The sequence below is a fragment of the Haladaptatus ordinarius genome, from assembly GCF_054177595.1.
In genome coordinates this window covers 1-26,015 of sequence record NZ_JBPEHH010000035.1, presented here as the reverse complement: position 1 = coordinate 26,015, position 26,015 = coordinate 1, and the positions used below count along the sequence as shown (strand labels likewise).

The window sequence follows — 26,015 nt, the reverse complement described above, 5'->3', positions numbered from 1 at the left end:
TGCAAGGTGGGCCAGCAAGTTCATGGCGCGGGGGGCGGAATCTCGAATCGAGATATGAGTTCGACGACTGAGTCGAGCGTCATCGGACGCCTCGTAGGACGAGAATGCCACTGGTGTCACGACGGCCGACTGAAACGCGGAACGTACAAAGGCAACGAAGCAGCCGTCTGCGACGACTGCGAGACACCTGCCGCACAGCTCTGGTAAGCCAACTTTCGGACGCGGATTTTTTCGACGGTAGTACTCGGTAGTGAGTAATCGAGCCCCGTCTACACGACCCCGTTTTCGAGGTCGTCGGTCCGACTGGATTTCGAAATCCGCCGGACGTTCTCGGCGACGATGTCCGCGAGCCGAGCGTAGTACTCGGGCGTGTGCCCGGCGTTGTGTGGCGTGACGAGCACGTTCTCGAAGTTCCAGAGCGGGTGGTCTTCCGGCAGCGGTTCCGGGTCGGTCACGTCCAGCACCGCGCCGCGAATCCCGTTGCCACGGAGTGCCGACACGAGCGCGTCCGTCTCGACCACTTGGCCCCGTGCGACGTTCACCAGCACGGCGTCCGGCGGGAGGGTGTCGAACGCCGCAGCGTCGAGGAGCCCGCGCGTCTCGTCGGTCAGCGGACAGGCCAGCACGAGGTAGTCGGTGCGGGCGAGTGCGTCGTGAACGTCGTCGAAGCCGAACACCTCGTCGGTCGGGCCGCCCTTCTCGGGCGAGTAGCGCACGCCGACTGTCTCGACGCCGAACCCCTGCAGACGCTCGACGACCGCCTGGCCGATGGCACCCATCCCGACCACGGTCACCGTGCTCCCCTGCAACTCTCCCGCCTGGAAGTGCCGCCACTCTCGCCGTGACTGCTGGCGTCGTGCTCGGAGGAAACCCCGGACGAACGTCAGGATGGCCCCGAGGGCGTACTCGCCGATGTTCGGCCCGTGAACCCCGGAGGCGTTCGTCACCGCCACCTCCCTTGATTCGAGCGCGTCGAGCGGCAGGTGGCCCGTTCCGGCGTAAGCGCAGGCGAACAGACGGAGGTCGTCGGCGTGGCCGAGCAGTTCTTCTCCGATGGTCATGCCAGTCACGACGTCGGCGTCTGCGATTAGCTCGCGTTCTTCGTCCGGCGTTCGGGCGAGGAGAATCTCGTGTTCCGGTAGCCGTTCTCGGAGCTCCGCGACGTACTCGGTGATGGGCATCCCGTGGGTTCCACGCCGGAGGACGAGAACCGTCAGTGCGTCCGAAGAACCGTCGGTCGCGTCGTCGTTCGAAGGGTCGTCGGTCATGTGTGGTGGTGTTCGCCCGGGCCACTTATCTCCAGCAGGTTCGTCGGGATTCTCGTTTCGAGGCGATCGTGTCGACCGGTTCCAGCGGTCGGGTTCGGTCAGATTGTGCCACCGTCTACTCTTCGTTTTTGACCGATTCCACTCGTTTCCCGGTTCGTTTCGGAATCACTCGCTGGTCTGCGTCGACCCACTCTCTGTCCAGCTCTCGCCCCTCGAACAACCTGTCGAGGAAGACCGCCAACCCTGCGACCTCCGAATGCGGTTGGTTCGTCACGCCGACGTTCCAGTCGGCGGCCTCGTACACGTCGAACGAGACTTTCTCGGCACCGACGACGACGAGGAGCGGTCGGTCGGCGTGCGCCGCTCGAACGTCCGCTTCGACGTCCTGAATCCGCTCGCCGTACATCGTCAAGTGGACGACGCGGCCCTCCCAGTTTCGGATGAGCGCCTTCTGGCTCCCGGAGCATTCGACTTCGAAGGGGCCGCCGAACCGGTCGGTGATGTCCGCGATGGTGTCGCGCGATTTCCCCGCGTTGTCGGGGAGGACGACGCGGTCTGCCCCCAGCGCGCGGGCCGTGAGACCGACGTGCGTGGTCATCCGCTCGTCGCGTCCGGGTCGGTGGCCGAGCCGAACGACGGTGACCGATTGTTCGTTCTGCATGGCCGAGAGATGGTGGCGGGGGAGTTAGGGGGTTTCGATGACGCGAGAGACCGGAACACACTTCCCGGCTACCTGCACAGATTCGTGCATGCAACTCTCCGGTAAGCGAGTGCTGGTAACCGGCGGTGCCGGACTGGTCGGCTCTCAGATGGTCACGGACCTCGTCGCAGCGAACGACGTGATGGTCGCAGACGACCTCTCCAACGGGATTCGGTCGTCCGTCCCCGACGAAGCGGAGTTCGTGCAGGCAGACTTAACCGACGAGACTGCCGTTGCGGAGGTCATCGACGGCGACCTCGATGCAGTCTTCCACTTCGCGGCGGCGGACAAGTACGTCAACACCGACGACCCACGCCCGCAGTTCGAGGACAACGGCGAGATGACCTACAACATCCTCGAACGGATGGACGACGTGGGAGTGCGAAATCTCGTCTACACCTCGTCTTCGACCGTTTACGGCGAGGCCCCCCGCCCGACGCCGGAGGATTACGCCCCGCTCGAACCCATCAGCATCTACGGTGCGGCGAAACTCTCCGAGGAAGCGTTGCTCTCGACGTTCGCTCACTCCTACGATTTCACGGTGTGGAACTTCCGTTTCGCGAACATCGTCGGTCCGCGCTTCGGTGCCGGTGTCGTGCCCGATTTCGTGGAGAAACTCGACGAGAATCCGGACGTACTCACGATTCTCGGCAACGGTCTCCAGGAGAAGTCGTACATGCATGTCACCGAGTGTACCGAGGCGATTCGCTACGTCGTAGAGAACGCAGACGACGCGATGAACACCTATAATCTCGGCACGAAAACGACCACGTCCGTCAACACCATCGCCGACATCGTGGCCGACGTGATGGGGGTAGACCCCGAGTACGAGTATACCGGCGGCGACCGCGGCTGGACCGGCGACGTGCCGAAGATGCGCCTCTCCATCGAGAAACTCTCCGCGCTCGGTTGGCAACCCTCCCAGAGCAGCGACGAGGCGGTTCGTGAGGCGGCCGAACAACTGTTCGAACGACTGTAATCCGCGAACTACACCGAGAAATCCGTTCGGGCTTCTACGTCTTCTTCCACGAGTTCGAGCGTCGCGACGACGGTGTACTGACCGGGCGTCGGGTCGGCCCACCCCTCGGTGTAGGTTTCCTTGGTACCGGGGTCGAACGTCTTCGACCGAAGTGCCTGTGTGTACATTCGCCCCGCACTCGCCCGCCAGACCTCCCTGTCGCCTTCGAACACGGCGAAGTCGGCCTCCAGACCGCTTCGGAAGGTCACGTCGACCGGGTCGGCGTCCGGGTTTCGGACCGTCAGTTCGAACTCGACGGTGCCATCCGTCGTCGTTACGGTCACGTCGCTTTCGAGGGTCATTGATTCCCGTTTCGGCGTGGTGATTCGAAAAGGTTGCCCCGCCCGAGGCGTCGCGTGCTATCGCTGGAAGACCCCGAGTGGGCCACCACGTAGAGCAGCCCCGACCAGCGTTCGTTGCTCGCCAGACGGACGTCTCCGGCCGTCCTCTTTAGCTCACTTCGTGCCCCGTCGTTCGTCTACCCGGGGAGAACTATCGAGTAGTCGAACGGGAATGCGAAAAAATGCCGACGGAACCGCAGTTCGTGGTCAGTTGTCGCTCGAATCGTAGCCCGCTGCCGCCGCCACGTCGAGGAGACCCTGTCCCTGCTCGTTGCTCGAGAGGCCGATGTCTTTGGCTGTGCTTAGAATCTGGTCTTCCGCGTCACGGGCAGTGTAGCCGTTCGCCATGAGCATGTCGACCGCACCGGCGACGTGGGGGGTCGCCATCGACGTTCCCGAGAAGGTGTCGTAGCCGCCAGGGACGGTCGAGTAGATGTCCGTACCGGGCGCGATGATGTCCACTTCGGGCCCCTGACTGGAGAACGACGACTGTTCGTCGCTGCTGTTCGAGGACGCGACTGCGATGGTCTCCGGATAGGCCGCCGGGTAGCCGACACAGTCGGTACAGGGCCCGTCGTTGCCCGCCGCCGCGACGAGCGAGACGCCGTTGTTGTACGCGTACTGAATCGCGTCGTGGAGCGTCTGGGAGCCCGAGGAGCCGCCGAGGCTCATGCTGCCGACGTCCCAGCCCTGGTCGGCGACGTACTCGACACCCGCCGCGATGTCCGAGTACGAACCACTGCCGCCACAGTCGAGCACCTTCACGGCGTGGAGCGTCGCGTGTGGTGAGACGCCGACGACGCCTTCGGTGTTGTCGTCGCCCGCGGCGATACCGGCGCAGTGAGTGCCGTGATCGTTGTCGTCCGACCACGAGACGTTACACGAGTTGCTGTTTCCTGAGAACGCGCAGTTTCCGAAGTACCCGCCGTTTCCACAGGAGACGAACGCCTTGCCCGTGCCGAGGTAGTCCTGCAGGTCCGGGTGGTCGTCGTCGATACCGGTGTCGATGATAGCGATGTCACCACCTGCACCCATATCACCGTTCGCGTGTGCCACCTCGGCGTCCACGCGGTCGATACCCCACGGGAGCGTCTCCGCGAGGGCTTCCATCGTGCCGTTCACCTCGACGTAGCGCACGTTCGGGTTGTTCTCCAGACCCGTCGCCGCTTTCTGGCTCGTGCGAATCGTGATAGCGTCGATGGAGTTGAACTCACGAACCACGTCGGTCGCGGCGTCACGCGCCGCCGAGAGGCCGCGTTCACTGCTAAAGCCGACGTTGACTTCGACCGTGTCGTCGGGGCTGGCCGCCGCGAGACCGCTCGCACTGGCCGTTGCCAGGGAACCGCCAGTCAGTTTGAGTACGTTCCGCCTCGAAACACCATTGGCTTTCCGTGACATGCATATTATTATTATGGCATACAGAACTAAATAATCATTGGGTGGGATAATGATATTATAAAAAGATTGGAAGTAAATTACACCAGCGTATCGACTTGATTGAGTCCAAAAAATGAACCGTGATAGCCGTACTTCGACGAGTTACGTGTCGTCTCTGGAGTCGAGACCGAGCGCGGCCGCCACGTCCAGCAAGCCCGAACCGGACTCGTTGGATGCGAGACCGATGCTTTCGGCTGTCTGCTTGAGCGTATCACGCGCTTGCGTGTTCGACGACCCGTTGGCCATCAGTTGACCCGCCGCACCTGCGACGTGCGGGCACGCCATCGACGTTCCCGAGAAGGTGTCGTACCCACCGGGAATCGACGAATAGATGTTCGACCCCGGTGCTGCGATTTCGACCTCCGGTCCGGTGCTGGAGAACCCCGAGAGACCGTCGCTCTTGTTGGTCGAGGAGACGGCCATGACTTCCGAGTAGGCCGCCGGATAGCCGACACAGTCGGTACAGGGTCCGTCGTTGCCCGCCGCCGCGACGAGGAAGACGCCGTTGTTCACGGCGTACTGGACCGCGTCGTGGAGCGTCTGGGAGCCCGAAGAGCCACCGAGGCTCATGCTGCCGACGTCCCAGCCCTGGTCGGCGACGTACTCGACACCCGCCGCGATGTCCGAGTACGTCCCGCTACCGCGCTTGTCGAGTACTTTGACGGCGTGGAGCGTCGCCTCGGTGGAGACGCCGATGACGCCCTGGCTGTTGTCCACGGCGTCGGCGATTCCGGCACAGTGGGTGCCGTGGTCGTTGTCGTCGTCCCACGCAAAGCGACACTTCTTCGGACCGCCTTTGCAGGCGACGAACGCTTTGCCCGCGCCGAGGTTGGCCTGCAGGTCCGGGTGGTCGGAGTCGATGCCGGTGTCGATGATGGCGATGTCGGCACCAGCGCCGGTCTCGCCGTTGCGGTGGGCGACGTCGGCGTCCACCCGTTCGATGCCCCACGGTTCGGTCTCCGCGAGGGCGTGCATCGTGCCGTTCTCCTCGACGTACCGCACGTTCGGGTCGTTCTGAAGCCCCGAGATGGCCTTTTTCGCCGTCCGAATCGTCACGACGTCGATAGAATTGAAGTCACGAACGACCTCGCTCGCCGCGTTCAGCGCCGCCGAGCGCCCACGTCCGCTCTCGAAGCCGACGTTGACTTCGACCGTGTCGTCGGGGCTGGCCGCCGCGAGTCCGGCCACCCCCGTCATTGCCAGTGAACCACCAGTCAGTTTGAGTACGTTCCGCCTCGAGACACCATTGGCTTTCCTTGCCATGCAACTAATCATAAGTTAGTACTAATTTAAATAATTTACTAATCTATTTTAATTAAATTATGAATTAGAAGTTTCTAACCGCTCCTTACTCCGGAAGCGGCCATTTCAATCGTCGAGCGTAAACGCTCGTTCGTTTTCTTCGACGTAGTGAACCGCTGTATGGGCAGCCAGCTCTGACGTACGTTCGCGTGGGACTCGAATCGTAACGACGTCGAGCGATTCGAACTCACTCACGACCTCCACAAAACAGTCCAACGCCGCCTCGCGACCCGACGACCCATCGAAACCGACCTTCACCTCGACCACCTCCCACTCGGTGTTCCCTGTGGCACTGTTCGGCACGGTATGTTAATACGAACCACTGGTTATTAAAAGATTTCCCCTACCTTCAAATTTCTCCAAATCATCATGTATCAACATGTTGGCAAAACAAATAGTATATGTGATATTATCGGGTTCTCGCGTCAATCGGTACGGCTTTCAATCGAGCGGAACGTAACTCTCCTCGTGCAAATCGTCGGGTACGAAACTGGTGTGTCGGGAGATGGACCGCCGTCCCTCTTGGTGAGCGACGACGATTCGCTCGTACGCGAACGATTAGTCGACGGCGACGAACTCGAATACACCCTCGGAGAGCGCCACTGCGCCGGCACGTTCGACGGTGACACCCACCGCTCCTGTTCCCGCTCCGGAACGCCGTACTGTGAGGCCCATACGAGCACGTGGGTCTGTGCCCGCTGTACCGGAACCTGTCTAAAAGACGAGATGGACTGTCACGAAGAACACGCCATCTATCTCGCCGCGTTCGCACCCGCGACGTTCAAAGTCGGCGTCACCCGCGAGTGGCGACTCCAAACCCGCCTCCGCGAGCAAGGAGCAGACCGCGCTGCCCACCTCCGGACCGTGAAAGACGGACGAATCGCCCGCGAGATGGAAGCCGAAATCGCCGAGACGTTCACCGACCGCGTCCGCGTCCCCGCGAAGATTCGAGACCTCAATCGGGCGGTGGACGAAGCGGCGTGGCGAGACGCTCTGTCCTCGTTCGACCCTCTCGAGACGTTCGCGTTCGAGTACGGTTTCGAGTTGGATTCCGCCCCCGTCCACGAGACGCTGGCCAGCGGCACCGTCGTCGGGACGCAGGGCCGCGTGCTCGTGCTCGAACGCGCGGGCACGACCTACGCGACCGACATGCGCGACCTGGTGGGATACGAACTCGAACACGGCGCGACCGACAGAAGCCTTCAGACGAGCCTCGGCACATTTTAGGTCGTCCCCACCCCACGTTCGGTGTGGCCGACGTGACACTCTCGTTCGAGGACGGTACTCTTCGGGTCGAAACCGACCGCAACGTGCCGTACACCGAATCCGACCCACGTTCGAAGACTCACCGCGCCCCCGCCTTCCGCTACGCCGCCATTCGCGACGCACTCGACGGCGTCACGGTCGACGATTCCGTCCTCGACTTACTGGACCTCCCCCCGCTCCACTCGGCCTACGAACTCCGAGGGTATCAGGCGGACGCCCTCGACGCGTGGGACGACGCCGGCAAACGGGGCGTCCTCGAACTCCCGACGGGAAGCGGAAAGACAGTCATCGGTGTCGAAGCTATCGAGCGTTGCCAGACGCCGACGCTCGTCGTCGTCCCGACCATCGACTTGCTCGAACAGTGGCGTCGAATCCTCGAAACGGAGTTCGACGTTCCCATCGGCCAACTCGGTGGCGGCGAACAGCGCCTCGAAGCCCTCACCGTCTCGACCTACGATTCTGCCTACCTTCGGGCCGACGACATCGGCGACCGTTTCGGTCTCGTCGTCTTCGACGAGGTACACCACCTTGGCGGCGAGGGCTACCGTGAAATCGGACGACTGCTCGCCGCCCCGGCCAGGATGGGGCTGACGGCGACGTTCGAACGACCCGACGGGGCACACGACGTCGTAAGCGAACTCATCGGAGAGAAGGTGTTCGACGTCGACGTGGACGAACTCGCGGGCGAGTATCTCGCACCCTACGACGTGAAACGCCTGTCGGTCGAACTCACCCCCGAGGAACGCGACCGCTACGAGACGGCACAGAACGTTTTCACCGACTATCTCGCCCGGTCGAACATCCAGATGCGGAGCGGAAGCGATTATCAGGAACTCGTCAAGCGGTCGGGCAACGACCCGGAGGCCCGCGCCGCCCTCCTCGCCAAGCAACGTGCGCGAGATATCATGATGAACAGCGAGGGAAAAGTGACGGCGCTCGCGGACGTTCTCGACCAGCATCGAAACGACCGAATCATCGTCTTCACCGCACACAACGACCTCGTCTACCGTCTCTCCGAGCGATTTCTCATCCCCGCCATCACCCACCAGACGCCCACCGAAGAGCGCCGCGAGGTGCTCGACCGATTTCGCCGCGGCGCGTACTCGCGCGTCGTCACGTCGAACGTGTTGGACGAGGGTGTGGACGTACCCGACGCGAACGTGGCAGTCGTCCTCTCCGGAAGCGGGAGCGAACGCGAGTTCACGCAGCGACTCGGACGAATCTTACGCGCAAAAGAAGACGGAGGGCGGGCGATTCTCTACGAAGTTGTGAGCGAAGAGACCGCAGAAGTTCGCGTTGCGAACCGACGCCGATAGTTACTGCAGATTGAGGTCGGTGCTCGTCCGCGATGCGTTCTCGTATCTCGAATAATCGACCGGCATCACGATGGAGAACTCTTTTTCCTCTCCTCCAGGGACGGTCACCTTCGGTCGTTTTTCGTGAACCGAATCGTCGATGGTGACGGAGATTTTGAGCGTCGCCGACGACTTCTTCTCGCCGTCGTTCTTCACGGTGGCGACGATGACGAGTTTTCCATTCTCGCCTTCTTCGACGCGGAAATTCTGGGTTTTCAGGCTTCCCGCTCGTCGCCTATCGCCGTCTTTCGGGGTCTGACTGCCGCCGCGCAGGATAGCCGCACACCCGCCAGTGGAGGCGAGAGTAGCGACGAGTCCGAACTGTTGGAGGGCTTCTCGTCTGCGCATACTCTTTCCACTTGGTCAACCGGAATGAATCTTCTCATTCAGATTCCTTTTGTATTCTCCGGTCGTACTGTGAATCGTGCTCACGAAAGACCTGCTCCGGGTGTCCCGCGCCGGGGGAGGCTATCACCCGCAGTTCGCGGGCCGCGAACACCGACCCCTCGCCGCACGCGTCCTCGGCACGTACCAGGGACACGTCGGCGAACCGCGTTCCGAACTCCACGCTGCCCTCTCGGACCTCGAAACCGAGGCACCGGATTTCAAACTCGTTCGGGGATTCGCGAAACTACTCGAACGCGAAGCGACGTTCGAAACCAAAGCCGCCGTGGTCCCGGAACGCGCCCGAAAAATCACGTTCGAGGAGGCAGAGACCGTCGGCGTCGTCAGCGACGCCGACCGAGAAACCGCCCTCCAGCGGGCGACGAAGCGTCTCGGCGCGACTCCCGACGACATCGTAACGTCGCTGTACGCCGATTTAGAGGAACGCCAGATTCTCACCGCCTTCGACTCGCGCTGGAACCCCGACGAACTGCTGGCCCAGTACAACCTCTCGCTCGCCCAGACGGCCCTCTTCGACGCGACCGAACTCCGAGTGCGGAGTTCGGACCCGAAGGCGCTCGTCTCCGCCGTAAAGCGCCTGCGATTGATGTACGAGATTCGAAAGACGGAGGCCGGACGTGAAGTGGTCGTCACCGGCCCCGACGCGCTCTTTCGCTCGACGCGCCGGTACGGAACGCGGTTCGCGCGTCTCCTCCGGACAGTCGTGAAACCGTCCGAATGGCGACTCACTGCCGACATCGACGATTACGGAACCGAGCGCGAACTCGTCCTCACCGACGCCGACTCCGTACGCCCACCCGGTACGGAACCCGTGAGCGACGTGTCGTTCGACAGCGGCGTCGAACGCGAGTTCGCTACCCGGTTCGAGGCTCTTGACCTGGACTGGACGCTCGTACGCGAACCCGAACCGCTCGAGGCAGGTGCCGCGGTGATGATTCCTGACTTCGCGTTCGACTACGAGTATGCTGACTTTCGCATCTTCTTCGAGATAATGGGTTTCTGGACCCCCGAATACGTCGAGAAGAAACTCTCGCAACTGGACACCGTCGAGGACGTGGAACTGCTCGTGGCGGTGGACGAATCCCTCGGCGTCGGCGAGGAGATCGCGGCGCGCGACCACCGCGCCATCCCCTACTCGGGGAGTATTCGCGTCAAGGACGTACGCGACGCCCTCCGACGCTACGAGGCCGACCTCGTCGCTGACAGCGCCGACTCGCTCCCGGACGAACTTACCCCGGACGCCGACAGTGTCTCGCTGGCCGCTTTGGCCGCCGAGTACGAGGTGAGCGAGGATGCGATAGAAGACAAGTCGTTTCCGGAACACGAGCGGGTCGGCCGAACGCTGGTTCGTCCGGCCGTTCTCGCCGCCCTCTCCGACGAATTCGAAGACGGCATGGCCTACTCGGCAGTGGAGTCGGCGCTCGCGGACGTGGGCATCGACGACGCCAGTGCCGTCCTCTCGAAACTCGGCTACTCCGTCGAATGGGACGGACTGAGTGGCGGTACGGTGAGGAAAGGTTAGAGGTCGCGCTGGCGGCCCTGCGGGACGAGCGACTGGAGTTCGCCGTGGAGAAACAGACCGACGCCGAGGGGTTCCACCTCACCCGCGAGTTCGTGAGAGGCGATGAGATATCCCCAGTCGCCGTCCCAGTCGAGCGACTGGTCTTCGCCGCGGGCGAAGCGTCGCGCCCGTTCGAGGTCAAGTTCGACGACGTTCTTCGTGGCGTGGCGACCGAATCGCTGAGCCGCGTTCGTCGTGGGCTTCCAGTGTTTCTGTCGCGTTCGCAGGAACGTCATTCCGAGCGCCTCGATGCCGACCGGCGACTCGAGGTCACCGAAGAACACCCATATTTTCCCTTTCCCTTTCTCCCAGAAGGTGTAGTCGTCGAACGTCTCCGGCGGGATGCCGAACCGTTCTTCCCACCAGTCGACGACTTCCCGTCTGGTCGCCCGACCAGACACTTCGCGCTCTTCAGACGTGGCTGGAAGGCGGTCGAATCGCTGTCCGTCGTTCGTCTTGTCGCCGCTGTGCGATTCGTCGCTCACGTCCCTACCTCCAGTTTCGCACAGAAGAACCCGCCCGTGTCGTTATGATGCGGGTAGAATCGTTTCGCCTTTCGAACGCTCTCGTCGTACTCGTCGTCCTGCCACTCGGTGAGTCCGGGGTCGGATTCGAGGCCGACGTCGTACGCCACGAGTCGGCAGTCTTCACGTGCGAGGACGTGGTCGAGAACGGCCTCGTTCTCCTCGGGCGCGAACGTACAGGTCGAGTAGACGACCTCTCCACCCTCCCTGGTGGCCTGCACCGCCCGCCGTAGGATGCCCTTCTGGACGCCGGCGACGCCTTCGACGTGGTCGAGACTCCAGTCGTCCAGCGCGGTCGGGTTCTTCCGAATCGTCCCCTCGCACGAGCAGGGGACGTCCACGAGCGCGGCGTCGAACGTCCGCCCGTCGAACGGCTTGAGCGAGAAGTTTCGCGCGTCCTGGTTCGTGACCGCGGCGCAGGTGACGCCGAGTCGTTCGGTGTTGAACCGAAGCGCCGAGAGGCGACCGAGGTTGCTGTCGTTCGCCACGACGAGGCCCTCGTCGTCCATCAGTGCGGCGAGTTGGGTCGTCTTGCTCCCCGGGGCGGCACAGGAATCGAGCACGCGCTCGCCCGGTTCGGGGTCGAGAACGAACGCGGGAATCGAGGAGACCTCCTCCTGTCCGTGGGTCCACCCGTGGAACGAGGGCCACGTGTTGCCCGGACTGCCGTCGATTTCGAGGACGTTCTCGTTCCACTCGCGCGGCGTCCACTCGACGTTCGCCGCGTCGAACGCGCGGGTGACTCGCTCTCGGTCGGATTTGATGGTGTTCACCCTGACGACCGACGGAAGCGGGCGCTCGCAGGCGGCGAGAAACGCCTCGAAGTCGTCGAGGATGGGTTCGTAGCGCTCCAGTGTATCCATTACTCGGGAGTGTGAGCGAGAGGCGTTTGTGGGTTTCGGAGCGTCGCCACAACTTCGGTTTCTCGCGTCCCCTCCTTTTTAAGACGAATCCGCCCGAATGACCACCTATGAGCACCATCGACGTGGTCGACGACGCCGTAGAACTGGACGCGCCAACGCTGGTCGAGGGACTGCCGGGACTGGGGCTGGTCGGGAAGATTGCTACCGACCACCTCATCGAGGAACTCGACATGACCTACTTCGCGGCGCTGGACTGTGAAGGCGTGCCACAGATATCGGTGTACGAAGCCGACGACCGAACGCTCAGACCGCCGGTCCGGTTCTACGCCGACGAGGAGCGAAATCTGGTCGCTCTCAGAAGCGACGTTCCCATCTCGGTCTCCACCGCCTCGGAGTTCGCGGGTTGTATCACCGGGTGGGTCGATTCGTTCGACGCCACGCCGCTGTACCTGAGTGGCCTGCCACGCCAGAAGAAGGCCGACCAGGTACCCAAGATGTACGGCGTCGCCACCGGTGACGCAGGACACCTGCTCGACGAACACGACATCGGCACGCCACGGGAGACGGGAGCGGTCAGCGGACCGACCGGTGCGCTCCTCCACCAGGCCGGACGGATGGAACTCGATTCCGTCGGTCTCATCGTTCAATCCGACGCGCAGTTTCCCGACCCGGAGGCTGCCCGGGTCCTCATCAAGGACGGTATCGCCCCGATCGCCGGCATCGAGGTGGACACGGACGACCTCGTAGACCGCGCAGAAGACATCCGCCAGCAGAAAGAAGAACTCGCCCAGCGCATGCAGCAAGCCGAAGACGAGGAGAGTTCGCAGGCGCGACCGCTCCGGATGTTCCACTGAACCTTTTACGACGAACCTTTTACGACGGTCGCGCGCGACCGCGCCCCCTCGACCGTCGTAAAAGGTTCATCAAAAGCACCGGAAGACGTTCCTGCTCGCTGACGCTCCGCGGGCGTGCGACTTCCGAGCCATTCGCTCGCGTCGCTCACGAAGACACTCCTCACCCCCTTCGGGGGTTCGTCGGCCCACTCGCTCAGTCGCGTCGCTCCTTCGCTCGCCGAGAGTGTGCTAGCCTCTGGCGGTTGTGTCACCGGCCGATTTCTGGCGGCTGTGTGGCTTGCTGACTTCCGGTGGTTGTGTCGTCTGCTACAGCGCGGCGGCAAGCTATCCAGTCGCTTTCTGGTCGCGCAGTGCGTGCGCCTTCGCCGACCGCTGGCTCAGGCGCACGCACACCGGGGAGGCACGGGGACGCCGAGGACGGGCGCCCCGGCGGTTCTGGCCGTCCGTCCGCATGCGGTTGCGGTGTTTTGCCCTAGCGCCTCCTGCTGTGCTGTAGTGTTCTCGACCGCACAGAAAAGCCGGTTTCTGGCGGTTGCGTTGGCGGGCGAATCTTGGCGGTCGTGTCGCCAGCAGATTTCCGGCGGTGGTGTCGATTGCTGACTCCTGGCGGTCGTGTTACCTGCGACAGCACGACGGCAGGCGAATCTGTGCCTCGAAGCCGTCGTCTTTTTCAGCACGAATCGCCTCCTCGGAGATATGACCGACGCTGATGCGAGCGACACGACCGACGCCGAAACCGTCGACCTCCAGCAGTTCCTCCGCGACGTGGACAAGGTGTACTCCGAGTACGACAACGGCTACATGGACGCCGATGCGGCTCTCTCCGTGCTCGAAGACCACGTCGAAACGCTTCGCTCACAGGTCGAGTAGTCGAATCGGGAGAGACGAGGGATGGTAAAATCGCTCGTCCCAAGAGGAGAAGAATTATCGCCCCACGTTCCGTCGTTTGGGGTGTATGACCGGCTTCTCGGACAGGGTCGAGCAGGTATCGATTAGTGGGATTCGGAAAGTGTTCGAGGCCGCGGGCGAGGACGCTATCAACCTCGGTATCGGGCAACCCGACTTCCCGACACCGGACCACGCTCGACGCGCCGCCCTCGACGCCATTGAATCAGGTGAAACGGACGCGTACACGCCGAACAAGGGATTTCCAGAACTTCGGGACGCCATCAGCGCGAAACACGAGCGAGACAACGACCTCGACGTCCCTCCGGAGAACCTCATCGCCACGGCGGGCGGGAGCGAGGCCCTCCACCTCGCGATGGAGGCGCACGTCGACGCGGGTGAAGGAGTCATCTTCCCCGACCCCGGATTCGTCGCTTACGACGCACTGACCCACATCGCTAGCGGGACGCCGAAACCCGTGCCGGTCCGCGAGGACCTGACCCTCGACCCCGAAACCGTCGAGGAGGCGATTACCGAAGACACCGCCGCGTTCGTCGTCAATAGTCCCGGCAACCCGACCGGTGCGGTCTCCAGCGAGGAAGACGTCCACGAGTTCGCCCGTATCGCGGACGAACACGACGTGCTCTGTATCACCGACGAGGTGTACGAACACATCGTCTTCGACGGCGACCACTACTCGCCGATGGAATTCGCCGAGACGGACAACGTCGTCGTCGTCAACGCCTGCTCGAAGAGCTACTCGATGACGGGGTGGCGACTCGGTTGGGTCGCGGCGAGCGAGCGAAGAATTGAGCGCATGCTCAGGGTTCATCAGTACGTCCAGGCCTGTGCGAGCGCCCCGGCGCAGTTCGCCGCGGAGGCTGCCCTCTCCGGCCCACAGGACCCGGTCCGGGAGATGGTAACCGCCTTCGAGGAGCGCCGCGACGTGCTCCTCGATGGGCTCTCCGACATCGGACTCGAAACGCCGACTCCCTCGGGCGCGTTCTACGCGATGCCGAAAGTTCCCGATGGGTGGGCGGACGAAGTGCTCTCGCGCGGGGTCATCGTCGTCCCCGGCGAGGCGTTCGGCGAGAACGGCGCTGGCTACGCCCGCATCTCCTACGCGACGGGCATCGAGGAGATCAAAGAAGCGCTCGAAATCATGGGCGACGCGGCGCGCGCGGTTCGATAATCGGTGATGTACGAACGTCCGTCCGCGTCGACGTGTTTCACACGAGAGTAACTCTCGTTTTTTCGACCGAGCGAACACGACGAAGACGGCGACCATCGGTCGAGACGGGGCTCGTTCCCTCCGTTCCCGGGTGGCAGTTCCGGAACGTCTCTCGAATGGAGAACTACTCGCGGAAAGAGCGGAGTGAGACGTGTTCCAGTCGGTAATCGAGAATAGATTGAGTCGTAGCGATAGATTTCCTCTGTTGCTACAGTGGACGCCCACTCACGGGTGTCGAACACCGTTAACGAATCGGATAAACGGAAAAAACGACTGTCCCTACTGACGTTCCCCACGCTCGTTTTTCGCTACTACATGACCAACTCATCACCAGCGCTGACTACCCTCGTTGTTGTCGTCGTCGCCGCATCTCTGTTGAGCGTCGTCGGTGGGCACACAGTCCCGTTCGCCGGAGGCGTCCACGTGAACCAGGATACGACGAATCCGTGCCCGACCGTCGGAACGACAGACGGGGGATTCGGCGGGATGCAGACCACGGTCGGGACGGACTAGACCCGGACCACGGTCGGGACGAACGACACGCTCACCACCACAGACCGTAATCGAACGGAAACGACGAGAACGACCCGGACGACTGACGGGTTCGATACGACTGGGACGACGGACACCACGGCTGACGGGTTCGACACGACCGGAACGACGGGAACCGTCACCACTCGCACAGACGGTGGCACGTTCACCACTGGCACTGACGGGTTCACCACCGGAACGAGACGGACGGAGACGACGCAGTGCCCGACCGTCGGAACCGCGGACCGGTAACTGACCTTTCTTTTCGAACACTCGTTTTGCGCTCCTCCCGCCGGCCTGAGATTTTATCTTCTCTCCCCACGTGATTGGATCATATGCCCATCTCGCGCCGCGGTACCGGCGCAGTTCCTGCTATCAGCGCTATCACCTCACAAGTGCATCCGGTGTTCATGCTTCCACCGATTGCTGCGTCGTGGTTCGGGAGCATGCTCGCCGGGCACTTCTCGATTCTGACGGGTGCGCTCCACATGACCGCCATCTTCGCTTCGGTCTACACGGCTCACGTCAAAGACGGCTACGTCGATTTCTACGTCCGGAGTGAGGACGACGACCACCCGCTCACGGCGACTGGGTGCAGATATCTCCTCGCTGGCGCGACCGTAGCGTTCTTCGCCTGTCTGGTCGGACTCTGGGTCGTCGTCGGGCCGGGCGCGGCCCTCATCACGCTCCCGGGGTGGTTCATCGGCTACTTCCACGCACCGCAACTCGACATGCATCCGGTCACCGCGACCGGTGGATATCCCCTCGGCATCTCGCTGGCAATCCTCGGCGGCTACTACACCCAGACGGGTGTGCTCGCACCAGTCGCGCTCGCGTTCGCCGTCGTCTTCCTTCTCCTCCTCTCCGGCGTGAAAGTCATCGACGACGCACAGGATTACGAGTACGACCGCTCCATCTCGAAACGAACCGTCGCCGTCGTGCTCGGGCGCGAACGCGCTCGAACTGCCGCGTACGCGCTCATGACGCTTGCCCTGTTCGGCGTGCTCGGCTTCGCGGTGACGCGGATCTTCCCGCCGAGCACCCTCATCGCGGTGCTGGCGTTCGCGGTCGTCGGCGGAGTCGCACGTCGAACTGGGCCGGAACTCGCCACGATGTTGCTCATCCGCGGGTCGTACGTCTTTCTGGCACTTCTTCTGGCAGCGGTCTGGTTCCGACCACTCTCCTGATATTCCCGGCCCGACCGGCGCATATTTATCAAAGTGATAACAATAACGCCCGTATGAAAAAGACAGTTCTCGCGCCCGAGTACGCCGACATCGACTCCGACGAACTCGACACGACAGCATCCTCGCTCGGCGTCGTCACCCACCGCGAGGGGTACAGAAAGGTCGTCCTCTCGGGTGCACTCTGGCCCGAAGGCGGACTCGAAGACCAGACGCGCACGGTGCTCGAATACGTCCGAGAAGTCGTCTGCGATGACCTCGGCGGTTCGATGGACGACGTGACGTCGCTGCGATTTTTCGTTCGAGACGACGTGCTGACGCCGGAAAACCGGACGCTGATACACGAGGTTCGCTCGGCGCTCTTTGAACTCCCTCACTACCCCGCGAGCACGATGGTCGGCGTCGCATCCCTCGTGGACGGCGCTGTGGTCGAGATCGAGGTGGAAGCCGAAATCCCGGACGACGAGTGGGAGACCGAGACGCTGACCGAATCGGACACCTGACTGAGATAACGTTTACACCACTCCTCGTCGTTTTGGGGATATACCCGTGAACGAACCTCCAGTAACTGCGGAGAAAGCATACGCCTACGTTACCCGCGCCAGTACACAGACAGAACTGCTCGTCTTCGAACACGCGAACCAGGACGTCGGCGTCCAGGTGCCGAAAGGAACCATCGAAGACGGGGAAGACCCCCGGCAGGCGGTCATCCGGGAAGTAAGAGAGGAGAGTGGCTTAACCGATTTCGAGTCGGTTCGCTCGATTACGACGGACGTGTGGGAGCACCACGAGAAGCCGAAAGCCTACCGTCGTCACTTCTTCCATCTCGAAGCCGACGAGAGCTGCGACGAGTGGCGACACACCGTCACCGGCGACGGCGAAGACGAAGGCATCGTCTACAGTTACTACTGGATTCGCCCCGACGCGTCGACCCTCGCGCGAGATATGGACGACTATCTCGGCCGGATACTCGACTGATTAGACTTCGAGCGAGCGACATCGCTCGACCCACTGCTCCTCGAACGTCTCGTTCGTGACCACGCGCCCCGCGAGGTCGGACACGTCGGTCACGCCTTCGTCTTCGCACCACGAGACGCATCGTTCGTACGCCGGCATCGAGACATCGTCCGTATTCCGGACGACGCGGAGTTCGTCCGCGCCTGCGAGATAGGCGACGAACGCGCGGGTGTGGCCGTCGGTCAGCATTCAGTCGTCGTCGAGTTTCCGAACCGGAAGCGGGTCGTAGTTAGGCGACTCGAAGTCGAACCACTGCGTGACCAGGGACAGTTTCAGCCCGTTCACATACAACTGGCTGGGTTGCACGTCGGCCAGCGGAACGACGAACGGTTCGGACACGAGAACACGTCAACGCTTATCCACGAAAACACCGTCGGTACGCAAGTGACTGCAATGACCGAGACGACACACGACGAGGCGGTCGTCGACGGGGTCCGACTCCACTACGTCGAGGCTGGCTCGGGTCCACTCGTCGTACTCCTCCACGGTTTTCCGGAGTTCTGGTACTCGTGGCGCGAACAGATACCGGCGCTCGCCGAGGCCGGTTTCCACGTCGTCGCGCCGGACCTTCGTGGCTACAACGCCTCAGAGAAACCGCGCGAGGTAGAACAGTACGGACTCGACCAGCTGGTCGGCGACGTGCTCGGACTCCTCGATTACTTCGACGCGGAGACTGCACACGTCGTCGGGCACGACTGGGGCGGTGCCATCGCGTGGGAGACGGCGATTCGTCACCCCGAGCGCGTCGACAGACTCGTCGTCCTGAATGCACCCCATCCCGAGGCGTTTCGACGCGAACTCCGCAATCCCGTGCAACTGCGGCGCTCGTGGTACATGTTCTACTTCCAGCTTCCGTGGCTTCCGGAACGATTCCTTTCGGCACGCAACTATCGCCTCGTCGAGGAGCTGTTTCGGGAGGGTACCGAGAATCCCGATGCGTTCAGCGAGGCCGACGTTCGGCGGTACGTCGAAGCCGCAGCCCAGCCGGGTGCGTTGACGGCGGCCATCGACTACTATCGGGCGCTGTTCCGCGAACAGGCGCGCACCGAACTCCGAAATCTGTTCGACAACCTATCGCGAGGCGACTCGTCCCCCCGTTCCGCACGTTCGTCCGTGGTTCGGGTACCGACACTGCTGGTCTGGGGCGAAAACGACACCGCACTCGGAATCGAGTTGACCGAGGGGCTGGAACAATGGGTGCCAGACATCCGAATCGAGCGACTGCCGGACGCAAGCCACTGGGTGCAAAACGACCGGCCAGAGCGAGTGAACGAACTACTGGTCGAGTTCCTTCAGGAGTAGGATTCGTCTGTCCGGGGCCATCCAGGAGTAGATTTTAGCCGGTTCAGACCGACGTTCATCTGATGCTGCTCGTGCTGGAAAACGAGGTGAACCAGGCGTTTCGCTACTTCGTCCGTGAGATGCGGACGTATCTCCCGGAACACAGAGTCTACGACTACGCGAACGAGGGCGGCCAACCCTCCCTCTCGGGCGTGGATGGCGTCGTCGTCGCCGGAAGCACGGCGGGAGTGTACGAGCGAGACACCTACCCGTGGATGGACGAGGAGGCCGCGCTGATACGCCAGTTGGTCGAGCGTGGGATTTCCACGCTCGGCGTCTGTTTCGGCCACCAGTTGGTCAATCACGCTCTCGGCGGGACGGTCGACCATCGCGGACTGACGGCGGAACTGGTGCGCGCAGAACTCGAAGACGACCCGCTGTTCGAGGGGGTGAACCCCGTCGTTCCGGCAGTCCACGGCGACCACGTGACCGAACGCGGTGACGGGATGGAGACGATCGCCTCGACGGACCACTGCGACCAGTTCGCCACTCGACATCGGGCGGCCCCGCTCTGGACGACGCAGTTCCACCCGGAGTTCACGGCGGCACTTCTCCCGCAGATTGCGGCGGATTTCGGCTGGCACGAAAACGACCTGTCGTTCGACGACGTGACTTCGGAACGAGTCTTCGAGAATTTCGTTCGATTGGTGGACGCCTGAACTCGCCGCACTGTTGTCCGAGGAAAATCAACGCGAACCGTGCCAGTGGTCATAGGCGGCGCGAGCCATCTCCTCGTGGTCTTTGTGCCACACGGGCACGTCCTCGATGGGCCAGTAACCAACGTCGGTGCCTTCGTGAGAGACTTCCATCTCGCCTCCCGTGACCGTACAGAGGTAGACGTGAACAACGAGACAGTTCGGGCCGTACTCGCCGGGTTTTCGGGTGTTGATCTGGACGAGTTCGCGTGGTTCGACCACGAGTCCGGTCTCCTCTCGCGTCTCTCGGACGGCGGTTTCGCGGGGCGACTCGTTTGGGTCGGAGAAACCACACGGGAGACACCAGGTGTCGTCGTCCGCACGCAGTTGAAGGAGAATCCGGCCCTCGTCGTCGAAAATGGCCGCGTCGGCGCTCACTTTCGGCGTGACGTAGCCCACCTCCTCGGCGAACCGTGCTCGAACGTCTTCGGGCGGCAGATCGACGGAGCGACCGTACCACTCGCTGACCAGCGTCAGGATGCGTTCGTAGCGTTCCTCGTCGTAGGGATTGTCGGCGTACTCCAGTCCGACCTGCGCCACGATTCGGAGTTCGTCGAGCAGAGCGAGGAAGTCGTCGTCGGTAGTATCGTCGCCAGTGGCTTCGTCGTCGCTATCGGTGGTGTCGCCGTCTGTGTTCGTCATCGTATGATTTCTGACCAGCGTCTATTTCGCAGTGCTGACGATTTTTATCACGTCGCCCTCTTCGAGTTCGTAGGAGTCGCTGATGTCGCGGTTCGTCTTCGCGTTTACGGCGTGGAGGTAGCCGTCGCCGATGTCGCTGTGAACTGCGTAGGCGAGGTCGGGTGGGGTCGAACCACGTGGGAGCAAGAACGCGTCGGGGAGGACGTTGCCCTGCCCGTCCGTCCACTTCGATTCGTTCTGCACCGGGAAAGCCGTGATTCGGTCGAGTAGGTCGTACACAGCCGAATCGAGGGCGTCCTGGACGCCCGTGCCACCCCACTCCTGCACGACGGTCCGAATCTGTTCGAGTCCCGCCTGCTGTTGGTCGCTCAGGTCGCCGACCACCTCGAAATCGTCGTCGCCGGGGTCGTAGTCCACGACGCCCGCCTCGACCCCCTGTCGGAGTGCGAGTTCGCCTTCCGCGGTCGCGGGGACAACGAGTTTGCCAGTCTCGCGGAGTCGTTCGATGTTCTCCTCCGGGGCGACGTCTGCCTTGTTGGCGACGAGGATGATGGGCTTGGTTCGAGCGCGGACGTCGCGGGCCAGGGCCTCCCGGTGTTCGTCTGTCCACTGCTGGGGGTCGTCGGGGTAGTCCAGTTCGCGGAGGCTGGCGGCCACTTCGTGTTCGGTCGCACCGAACCCCGTCAGCATCTCCGCGAGGGCTTCGTCGATGTCGAATCCGGGCGAGCGAGACTGGCGTTCGACGCTCTCCCAGTTGCGTTCGATGATGCCCGCGAGCCACTGGTTCATCTCCTCTTCGATGAAATCGACCTCCTCGACGGGGTCGTAGCTCCCGACTTCGACGGGTTCACCCTCCTCGTTCGTCCCTCCGGAGGCGTCGACGACGTTGAGGATGGCGTCGGCGTTCGTCAACTCGTCCAGAAACTGGTTGCCGAGTCCCCTGCCCTGGTGTGCGCCCGGCACGAGTCCGGCCACGTCGAGGAGTTCGATGGGGACGTAGCGTTTTCCGTCGTGGCAGTTCTCGTTGCCACAGCGCTCCTCGCGTTCGAGACAGGGGCAGTCGGTGCGGACGTAGCTCACCCCGCGATTCGCGTCGATGGTCGTGAAGGGGTAGTTCGCCACGTCCACCTCGGCCAGCGTCGCCGCCTTGTAGAAGGTGGACTTCCCGGCGTTGGGTTTGCCCGCCAGCGCGATGGAAATCATGCGTATTCCTATCAGGGTATCGTGGAACTACCTTTCGGTTTTTCGGGGCAGGGCATGTGGGGAATACGTTTACGCTAATCCACACACTAAACCCCGGCGCGCGGGAGTGAACGCAGTGAGCGACGTTCTCGGGAGCGTATGCGACCGAGAACCCGGCCGAGGTTCGCTCGGCTGGAGCGAACCAGGAGGCTGGGGAGGACGAGGTGTGGTTATTTGGAGTCAGCACTAGCTAGCGACACGGACTGACCAGAGGTATAGGAGTGACTGACGTAACCGAGCAGTCACTAGCTAGTGCCGGCTCCAAATCTACCGCATCCGCCCTGCAGACGCCACACGCCTCCCCAACCTCCTCGCTCCTTCGTCGCTCGTCCCTCGCGCGCCGTTCACTGCGTTCACTCCCGCGCGACGAGGTGGTCGAGTAACCGGCCACAAAACGCTACCCCCATCCTAGCGTAGAACGTGTGCCATGACGGCAGTGAAGATAATCAAAGTGCTCGGTACCTCCGAGGAATCGTGGGAAGACGCCGCACGCGAGGCGGTCGAACAGGCCAACCAGACCATCGATGACATTCACGGCATCGAGGTCGAAGACTGGACGGCGAACGTCGAAGACGGCCAGATCGTAGACTACAAAGCCACGGTCGAAGTCGCGTTCCCCGTTCACGAGCAGTAGCTCGGGGGTGGGGTCGGCGGACGAATCGCCACAGTGCCTCCGTTTTCGAAGCGCGTTCGAAGAGCCTCAGTGCTCGAAAATAGTCTCGACTCGTCGCACGTTACAGCTTGACGGCCATCATCACTTCGTCGACGTACTCGCCGTTTATCTTGTAGTGGCCCTGACGCACCGCCTCGGTCTCCCAGCCGTGGGCGTCGAGGAAGTCGATGGCGTTCTGGTTGGTCGAGGGTGCGCTCTGATACACCTTCTCGTAGCCGTTCGAACCGGCCCACTCCAGGCCGCGTTCGAGGAGGTGACTGCCGATACCGTGGCCTCGGTACTCGTCTAGCACGCCGACCGTCAACTCGGCGGTGTGGCTGAGTTTGTCGAGTTCCGGCGCGTTCAGGTGGACCCACCCGACAACTTCTTCGTCGACGGTCGCGACGAAGAACATCCGCGATTGGAGTTCGTTGTGCCGGAGGAGCGCCTCCTGGTGGTCGATCTCGTCGGCGACGCTCTCGGCGACGATGTAGGTTCCCTCCTCTGCGACCTGTCGAATCGCACCGACGATGCCCGAGAGGTCTTCCTGGCGCGCGGGGCGGATGATGAAGGCCACGTCGTCGGTGTCGTACTCCTCTTCCGCCCCGGTTTCGAGCGCGACGGTCAGGACGCCGTCGTCTTCCGAGATGTACCCGTCGCGCCGGAGGATGGCTATGTGGTGGCGGAACCCGCTCGGGTCGATGTGGAGGGTCTTCTGTACCTCGTCGGCGTCCGCAGTTCCGTGGCGCTCCACGTACTCGTAGATTCGCTTGCGGTCCTCGTGGCCGAACTCTAGTTTCTCGGAGAACTCCATGATGACTGTTACCACTCGTCAGCACTTATTTTTATCGACGCCTCCCGACGCTCGTTTCGAGAACCACGAGACGGTCGACCGTTCGGCTGATGACGGAGTCGAGACCGTCGGGAGACCCGTCTACGGTGACGTCGAACGTGGCGTGCGTGAGTGACGGCAGTTATTTGGCTGCAGAACCGCCAGTTCGTGATATGCGAGACGCCTATCTCGTCGGCGCGGCCCAGACGGATTTCGGGTCGTTCCCCGACGAAAGCTATCGGTCGCTGTTTCGCACCGCCTTTGAGGCGGCCTGCGACAGCGTCCCGGCGGGCATCGACTCGGACGACGTAGACGAGGCGTTCGTCGGCACGCTCGGTGTCGGCGGGCGACAACTCGGCCTCTCGGGGCCCGCGGTGACGGAACACGTCGGCCTCGATGGCATCCCCTGCACTCGCGTCGAGAACGCCTGTGCGGCCAGCGGATTCGCCAGCAGACACGCGGTACAGGCCGTGAAAAGCGGGATGGCGGACGTCGCCCTCGCGGGCGGTGTCGAGGTCATGACCGACACGTCGAGCGACGCGACGAAGTACTGGCTCGGCGTCTCCGGCGAAACCGAGTGGGAGCGCCTCTCGGGGACGACGTTCGCGGGCGTCTACGCCCAGATGGCGGACGCCCACATGGCCGAGTACGGCACGACCGGCGAACAGCTATCGCGTGTGGCGGTCAAGAATCACGCTAACGGCGCGAAGAACCCACACGCCCACCTCGGCTTCGAGTGCTCGCTGGAGGACGCCCAGAACGCACCCGTCGTCGCAGACCCACTTACGCTCTATCACTGCTGTCCGACGACCGACGGGGCGGCCTGCGCGTTCGTGGTCAGCGAAGACGTCGTAGACGAGTACACCGATGACCCCATCCGAATCGCGGGCGTCGGTGCTGCGAGCGACCGAGTCGGCCTCTTCCAGCGCGATTCGTACACCTCGGTTCCGGCCTCCCGCGAGGCGGCCGAGCGCGCCTACGAGATGGCGGGAGTCACCCCCGAGGAGGTAGACTTCGCTGAAGTCCACGACTGCTTTGCCATCGCGGAACTGCTGGCCTACGAAGACCTCGGTTTCTGTGAACCCGGCGAGGCCGGAACGCTCGTCGAATCCGGCGCGACCGAACTCGGCGGCGACCTCCCCGTCAACACTTCCGGCGGGTTGAAATCGAAAGGCCATCCCATCGGCGCGACGGGGGTCGGACAACTGGTCGAAGCGTACAAACAACTCTCCGGCGAGGCGGGCGACCGGCAGGTCGAGGGCGCGACTCGCGGTCTGACCCACAACGTCGGCGGAAGCGGTGGCGCGGCCGTGGTACACGTGCTAGAACGAACAGGGGAGGTGGCCGAATGACGAACGTCGTCGCAGTCGGAGCCTACGCCCCGCGATTCCGCATCTCGGCGGACGAGTTCCGCGAGGCCTGGGGACAGTTCCACGCCGCCGGAATCGAGAAGAAAGCAGTTCCGGAAGCCGACGAAGACGCCCTGACGATGGCCTACGAGGCGGGAGACCGGGCGCTCGACGCCGCCGGGAATCCGGACGTCGCATTTCTCGCGTTCGCGTCGACCACCCCGCCAGTGGCCGAAGAAGACCTGACCGCTCGACTCGGTGGACTGCTCTCCGTCCCGAACGACGCGACACGACACGTCTTCACGGGGATCACCCGGGCCGGAACCCGCGCACTCTCCGCCGGACTGACGGCTGGGCCGTGGGACGACGGCGTCGGGTTGGTCGTCGCTGCCGACTGCCCGCGCGGCGACCCCGACTCGGCCGAAGACCACGCCGCGGGTGCGGGGGCGGCGGCGTTCGTCCTCGCAGAAGACGGCCCCGCCAGCGTCGTCCAGCAGGCCGAGTACGCGAGCGAATTCCCCGGAACGCGCTTCCGCCGAACCGGCGACGACACCGTCGAGGGCCTCGGCGTCACCGGCTACGACCGGCGTGCGTTCTCCGAGACGCTCGCCGGGGCGGTCGAACGACTGGAGTTCGAGGCCGTCGACGCCGCCGCGGTTCAGTCCCCGGACGGGAAACTCCCCTATCGTGCGGCGGGCGCACTCGGCGTCACCACCGAAGAGATTCGAGCCGGAACGCTCGTCCACGAACTCGGCGACACGGGCGCGGCGAGCGTCCTGCTGGGACTGGCGAAAGCCCTCCAGGAGGGTCACGAGCGAATTCTCGCCGCGTCGTTCGGAAGCGGAGCGGGTGCCGACGCCTTGCTCGTGGAGGCCGACGAGGTACCAGTGTCGATGGCGCTCGATGGGGACGAGTCCATCACCTACGCCGAGTACCTCCGCAAGCGCGGCGAACTCACCTCCGGCCCACCGAGTGGCGGTGGTGCCTACGTCAGCGTCCCCTCGTGGCGGCGCACACTGGACCAGCGTCACCGACTGCTCGCCGGGCGATGTTCAGATTGCGGCACATTGAACTTCCTGCCCGAAGGGGCGTGCAACGGCTGTAAATCGCTGGTCGAGTACGACGAAGTCCAGTTGACCGGGACGGGGACTGTCGAAGCCGTGACGACCATCTCGCAGGGCGGTGCACCGCCGGAGTTCGCCGAACAGCAGGCCCAGTCGGGCGACTTCGACGTTGCCGTCGTCGCGCTGGACGGGCTGGACGGCGAAGTGGCGAGCGCCCCCGCGCAGGTGACCGGCACCGACACCGGAAGTCTCCAGAACGGAGATCGGGTTGCGACGACGATGCGCCGAATCTACACGCAGGAAGGTGTGACGAGATACGGGTTCAAGATTCAGCCCGATAGTGATTAACGTAACTTCTGGATGAATCCGCTGAGATGATTCTCAATCCACGAGCCTGCGAAACTCAGTCGGTCGGTCAATTTCGTGAAGATTTCATCGAGGAGGGCGCGGTACTCG

At 63.1% G+C, this 26,015-nt stretch carries 31 protein-coding genes; 17 read left to right on the top strand and 14 right to left on the bottom strand.

Going from position 1 to position 26,015, the window contains the following annotated elements; all coding sequences use genetic code 11:
• Nucleotides 1–54: 54 nt before the first annotated feature.
• On the top strand, nucleotides 55–207 hold the full coding sequence (locus tag ACR3FF_RS14170) for an HVO_A0556 family zinc finger protein (protein WP_458188733.1): 153 nt from the start codon (nucleotides 55–57) through the stop codon (nucleotides 205–207).
• A gap of 62 nt (nucleotides 208–269) precedes the next feature.
• Here the strand turns inward: ACR3FF_RS14170 and ACR3FF_RS14165 are convergent, their stop codons facing one another.
• Nucleotides 270–1,268, bottom strand: a complete 999-nt coding sequence (locus ACR3FF_RS14165) for a D-2-hydroxyacid dehydrogenase (protein ID WP_458188732.1) — start codon at nucleotides 1,266–1,268, stop codon at nucleotides 270–272.
• Nucleotides 1,269–1,383: 115 nt separating this feature from the next.
• Complete coding sequence (locus ACR3FF_RS14160; RefSeq protein WP_458188731.1) at nucleotides 1,384–1,929, bottom strand: tRNA (cytidine(56)-2'-O)-methyltransferase; 546 nt, start codon at nucleotides 1,927–1,929, stop codon at nucleotides 1,384–1,386.
• Nucleotides 1,930–2,017: 88 nt separating this feature from the next.
• Between ACR3FF_RS14160 and ACR3FF_RS14155 the strand changes: the two genes are divergently transcribed.
• A complete protein-coding gene (locus tag ACR3FF_RS14155; RefSeq protein WP_458188730.1) occupies nucleotides 2,018–2,947 on the top strand; it encodes an NAD-dependent epimerase/dehydratase family protein in 930 nt (309 codons plus the stop codon).
• Between the two features lie 8 nt (nucleotides 2,948–2,955).
• On the opposite strand, the gene ACR3FF_RS14150 is transcribed toward ACR3FF_RS14155, so the two are convergent.
• From ACR3FF_RS14150 to ACR3FF_RS14135, 4 genes are all read right to left on the bottom strand, one after another.
• Entirely contained in the window at nucleotides 2,956–3,288 is a 333-nt protein-coding gene (locus ACR3FF_RS14150; protein ID WP_458188729.1) for a BsuPI-related putative proteinase inhibitor, read from the bottom strand.
• Nucleotides 3,289–3,534: 246 nt separating this feature from the next.
• Entirely contained in the window at nucleotides 3,535–4,725 is a 1,191-nt protein-coding gene (locus ACR3FF_RS14145) for a S8 family serine peptidase (protein WP_458188728.1), read from the bottom strand.
• Nucleotides 4,726–4,866: 141 nt separating this feature from the next.
• Entirely contained in the window at nucleotides 4,867–5,961 is a 1,095-nt protein-coding gene (locus ACR3FF_RS14140; protein ID WP_458188727.1) for a S8 family peptidase, read from the bottom strand.
• A 171-nt stretch (nucleotides 5,962–6,132) separates the two neighbouring features.
• A complete protein-coding gene (locus ACR3FF_RS14135; protein WP_458188726.1) occupies nucleotides 6,133–6,369 on the bottom strand; it encodes a hypothetical protein in 237 nt (78 codons plus the stop codon).
• Nucleotides 6,370–6,534: 165 nt separating this feature from the next.
• On the opposite strand from ACR3FF_RS14135, the gene ACR3FF_RS14130 reads away from it, so the two are divergent.
• Entirely contained in the window at nucleotides 6,535–7,293 is a 759-nt protein-coding gene (locus ACR3FF_RS14130; protein ID WP_458188725.1) for a DUF2797 domain-containing protein, read from the top strand.
• A gap of 23 nt (nucleotides 7,294–7,316) precedes the next feature.
• Entirely contained in the window at nucleotides 7,317–8,648 is a 1,332-nt protein-coding gene (locus tag ACR3FF_RS14125) for a DEAD/DEAH box helicase family protein (RefSeq protein ID WP_458188724.1), read from the top strand.
• On the opposite strand, the gene ACR3FF_RS14120 is transcribed toward ACR3FF_RS14125, so the two are convergent.
• Nucleotides 8,649–9,035, bottom strand: a complete 387-nt coding sequence (locus tag ACR3FF_RS14120) for a hypothetical protein (RefSeq protein ID WP_458188723.1) — start codon at nucleotides 9,033–9,035, stop codon at nucleotides 8,649–8,651.
• 76 nt (nucleotides 9,036–9,111) lie between these two features.
• On the opposite strand from ACR3FF_RS14120, the gene ACR3FF_RS14115 reads away from it, so the two are divergent.
• The gene (locus ACR3FF_RS14115) at nucleotides 9,112–10,614 is read left to right on the top strand and encodes a DUF790 family protein (RefSeq protein WP_458188721.1); all 1,503 of its coding nucleotides are present in this window, start codon (nucleotides 9,112–9,114) and stop codon (nucleotides 10,612–10,614) included.
• Here ACR3FF_RS14115 and ACR3FF_RS14110 read toward each other — a convergent pair.
• Complete coding sequence (locus ACR3FF_RS14110; protein ID WP_458188719.1) at nucleotides 10,611–11,138, bottom strand: DUF7122 family protein; 528 nt, start codon at nucleotides 11,136–11,138, stop codon at nucleotides 10,611–10,613. The genes ACR3FF_RS14115 and ACR3FF_RS14110 overlap by 4 nt on opposite strands.
• Nucleotides 11,135–12,040, bottom strand: a complete 906-nt coding sequence (locus tag ACR3FF_RS14105; protein WP_458188718.1) for an RsmB/NOP family class I SAM-dependent RNA methyltransferase — start codon at nucleotides 12,038–12,040, stop codon at nucleotides 11,135–11,137. The genes ACR3FF_RS14110 and ACR3FF_RS14105 overlap by 4 nt, the downstream gene beginning before the upstream one ends.
• Before the next feature lie 107 nt (nucleotides 12,041–12,147).
• On the opposite strand from ACR3FF_RS14105, the gene ACR3FF_RS14100 reads away from it, so the two are divergent.
• From ACR3FF_RS14100 to ACR3FF_RS14070, 7 genes are all read left to right on the top strand, one after another.
• The gene (locus ACR3FF_RS14100) at nucleotides 12,148–12,894 is read left to right on the top strand and encodes a proteasome assembly chaperone family protein (RefSeq protein WP_458188717.1); all 747 of its coding nucleotides are present in this window, start codon (nucleotides 12,148–12,150) and stop codon (nucleotides 12,892–12,894) included.
• Between the two features lie 696 nt (nucleotides 12,895–13,590).
• On the top strand, nucleotides 13,591–13,764 hold the full coding sequence (locus ACR3FF_RS14095; RefSeq protein ID WP_458188716.1) for a hypothetical protein: 174 nt from the start codon (nucleotides 13,591–13,593) through the stop codon (nucleotides 13,762–13,764).
• Nucleotides 13,765–13,849: 85 nt separating this feature from the next.
• Complete coding sequence (locus tag ACR3FF_RS14090) at nucleotides 13,850–14,971, top strand: pyridoxal phosphate-dependent aminotransferase (RefSeq protein WP_458188715.1); 1,122 nt, start codon at nucleotides 13,850–13,852, stop codon at nucleotides 14,969–14,971.
• A gap of 354 nt (nucleotides 14,972–15,325) precedes the next feature.
• Complete coding sequence (locus ACR3FF_RS14085) at nucleotides 15,326–15,523, top strand: hypothetical protein (protein ID WP_458188714.1); 198 nt, start codon at nucleotides 15,326–15,328, stop codon at nucleotides 15,521–15,523.
• Nucleotides 15,524–15,876: 353 nt separating this feature from the next.
• Entirely contained in the window at nucleotides 15,877–16,728 is an 852-nt protein-coding gene (locus ACR3FF_RS14080; protein ID WP_458188713.1) for a UbiA family prenyltransferase, read from the top strand.
• A 53-nt stretch (nucleotides 16,729–16,781) separates the two neighbouring features.
• Entirely contained in the window at nucleotides 16,782–17,228 is a 447-nt protein-coding gene (locus tag ACR3FF_RS14075) for a RidA family protein (RefSeq protein ID WP_458188712.1), read from the top strand.
• 46 nt (nucleotides 17,229–17,274) lie between these two features.
• Nucleotides 17,275–17,703: an NUDIX hydrolase gene (locus ACR3FF_RS14070; protein WP_458188711.1), complete on the top strand. Its 429-nt coding sequence runs from the start codon at nucleotides 17,275–17,277 to the stop codon at nucleotides 17,701–17,703.
• On the opposite strand, the gene ACR3FF_RS14065 is transcribed toward ACR3FF_RS14070, so the two are convergent.
• Both ACR3FF_RS14065 and ACR3FF_RS14060 read right to left on the bottom strand, forming a co-directional pair.
• Nucleotides 17,704–17,931, bottom strand: coding sequence for a hypothetical protein (locus ACR3FF_RS14065; RefSeq protein ID WP_458188710.1), 228 nt, complete (start codon nucleotides 17,929–17,931; stop codon nucleotides 17,704–17,706).
• The gene (locus ACR3FF_RS14060) at nucleotides 17,932–18,081 is read right to left on the bottom strand and encodes a hypothetical protein (protein ID WP_458188709.1); all 150 of its coding nucleotides are present in this window, start codon (nucleotides 18,079–18,081) and stop codon (nucleotides 17,932–17,934) included.
• A gap of 54 nt (nucleotides 18,082–18,135) precedes the next feature.
• Here ACR3FF_RS14060 and ACR3FF_RS14055 point away from each other — a divergent pair, with 54 nt between their 5' ends.
• Nucleotides 18,136–19,044 (top strand): alpha/beta fold hydrolase, encoded by a 909-nt coding sequence (locus tag ACR3FF_RS14055; protein WP_458188757.1) that lies wholly within the window; start codon nucleotides 18,136–18,138, stop codon nucleotides 19,042–19,044.
• Between the two features lie 62 nt (nucleotides 19,045–19,106).
• On the top strand, nucleotides 19,107–19,742 hold the full coding sequence (locus ACR3FF_RS14050; protein WP_458188708.1) for a type 1 glutamine amidotransferase: 636 nt from the start codon (nucleotides 19,107–19,109) through the stop codon (nucleotides 19,740–19,742).
• A gap of 27 nt (nucleotides 19,743–19,769) precedes the next feature.
• On the opposite strand, the gene ACR3FF_RS14045 is transcribed toward ACR3FF_RS14050, so the two are convergent.
• Together ACR3FF_RS14045 and ACR3FF_RS14040 are read right to left on the bottom strand one after the other, a co-directional pair.
• A complete protein-coding gene (locus ACR3FF_RS14045; RefSeq protein WP_458188707.1) occupies nucleotides 19,770–20,420 on the bottom strand; it encodes an NUDIX hydrolase N-terminal domain-containing protein in 651 nt (216 codons plus the stop codon).
• Nucleotides 20,421–20,441: 21 nt separating this feature from the next.
• Nucleotides 20,442–21,623, bottom strand: coding sequence for a redox-regulated ATPase YchF (locus ACR3FF_RS14040; protein WP_458188706.1), 1,182 nt, complete (start codon nucleotides 21,621–21,623; stop codon nucleotides 20,442–20,444).
• 466 nt (nucleotides 21,624–22,089) lie between these two features.
• On the opposite strand from ACR3FF_RS14040, the gene ACR3FF_RS14035 reads away from it, so the two are divergent.
• Nucleotides 22,090–22,296 (top strand): dodecin family protein, encoded by a 207-nt coding sequence (locus tag ACR3FF_RS14035; protein WP_458188705.1) that lies wholly within the window; start codon nucleotides 22,090–22,092, stop codon nucleotides 22,294–22,296.
• A 100-nt stretch (nucleotides 22,297–22,396) separates the two neighbouring features.
• On the opposite strand, the gene ACR3FF_RS14030 is transcribed toward ACR3FF_RS14035, so the two are convergent.
• Entirely contained in the window at nucleotides 22,397–23,128 is a 732-nt protein-coding gene (locus ACR3FF_RS14030) for a GNAT family N-acetyltransferase (RefSeq protein WP_458188704.1), read from the bottom strand.
• 191 nt (nucleotides 23,129–23,319) lie between these two features.
• Here ACR3FF_RS14030 and ACR3FF_RS14025 point away from each other — a divergent pair, with 191 nt between their 5' ends.
• Together ACR3FF_RS14025 and ACR3FF_RS14020 are read left to right on the top strand one after the other, a co-directional pair.
• Entirely contained in the window at nucleotides 23,320–24,498 is a 1,179-nt protein-coding gene (locus tag ACR3FF_RS14025) for a thiolase domain-containing protein (protein WP_458188703.1), read from the top strand.
• On the top strand, nucleotides 24,495–25,907 hold the full coding sequence (locus tag ACR3FF_RS14020) for a zinc ribbon domain-containing protein (RefSeq protein ID WP_458188702.1): 1,413 nt from the start codon (nucleotides 24,495–24,497) through the stop codon (nucleotides 25,905–25,907). The genes ACR3FF_RS14025 and ACR3FF_RS14020 overlap by 4 nt, the downstream gene beginning before the upstream one ends.
• The last annotated feature ends 108 nt before the right edge of the window (nucleotides 25,908–26,015 follow it).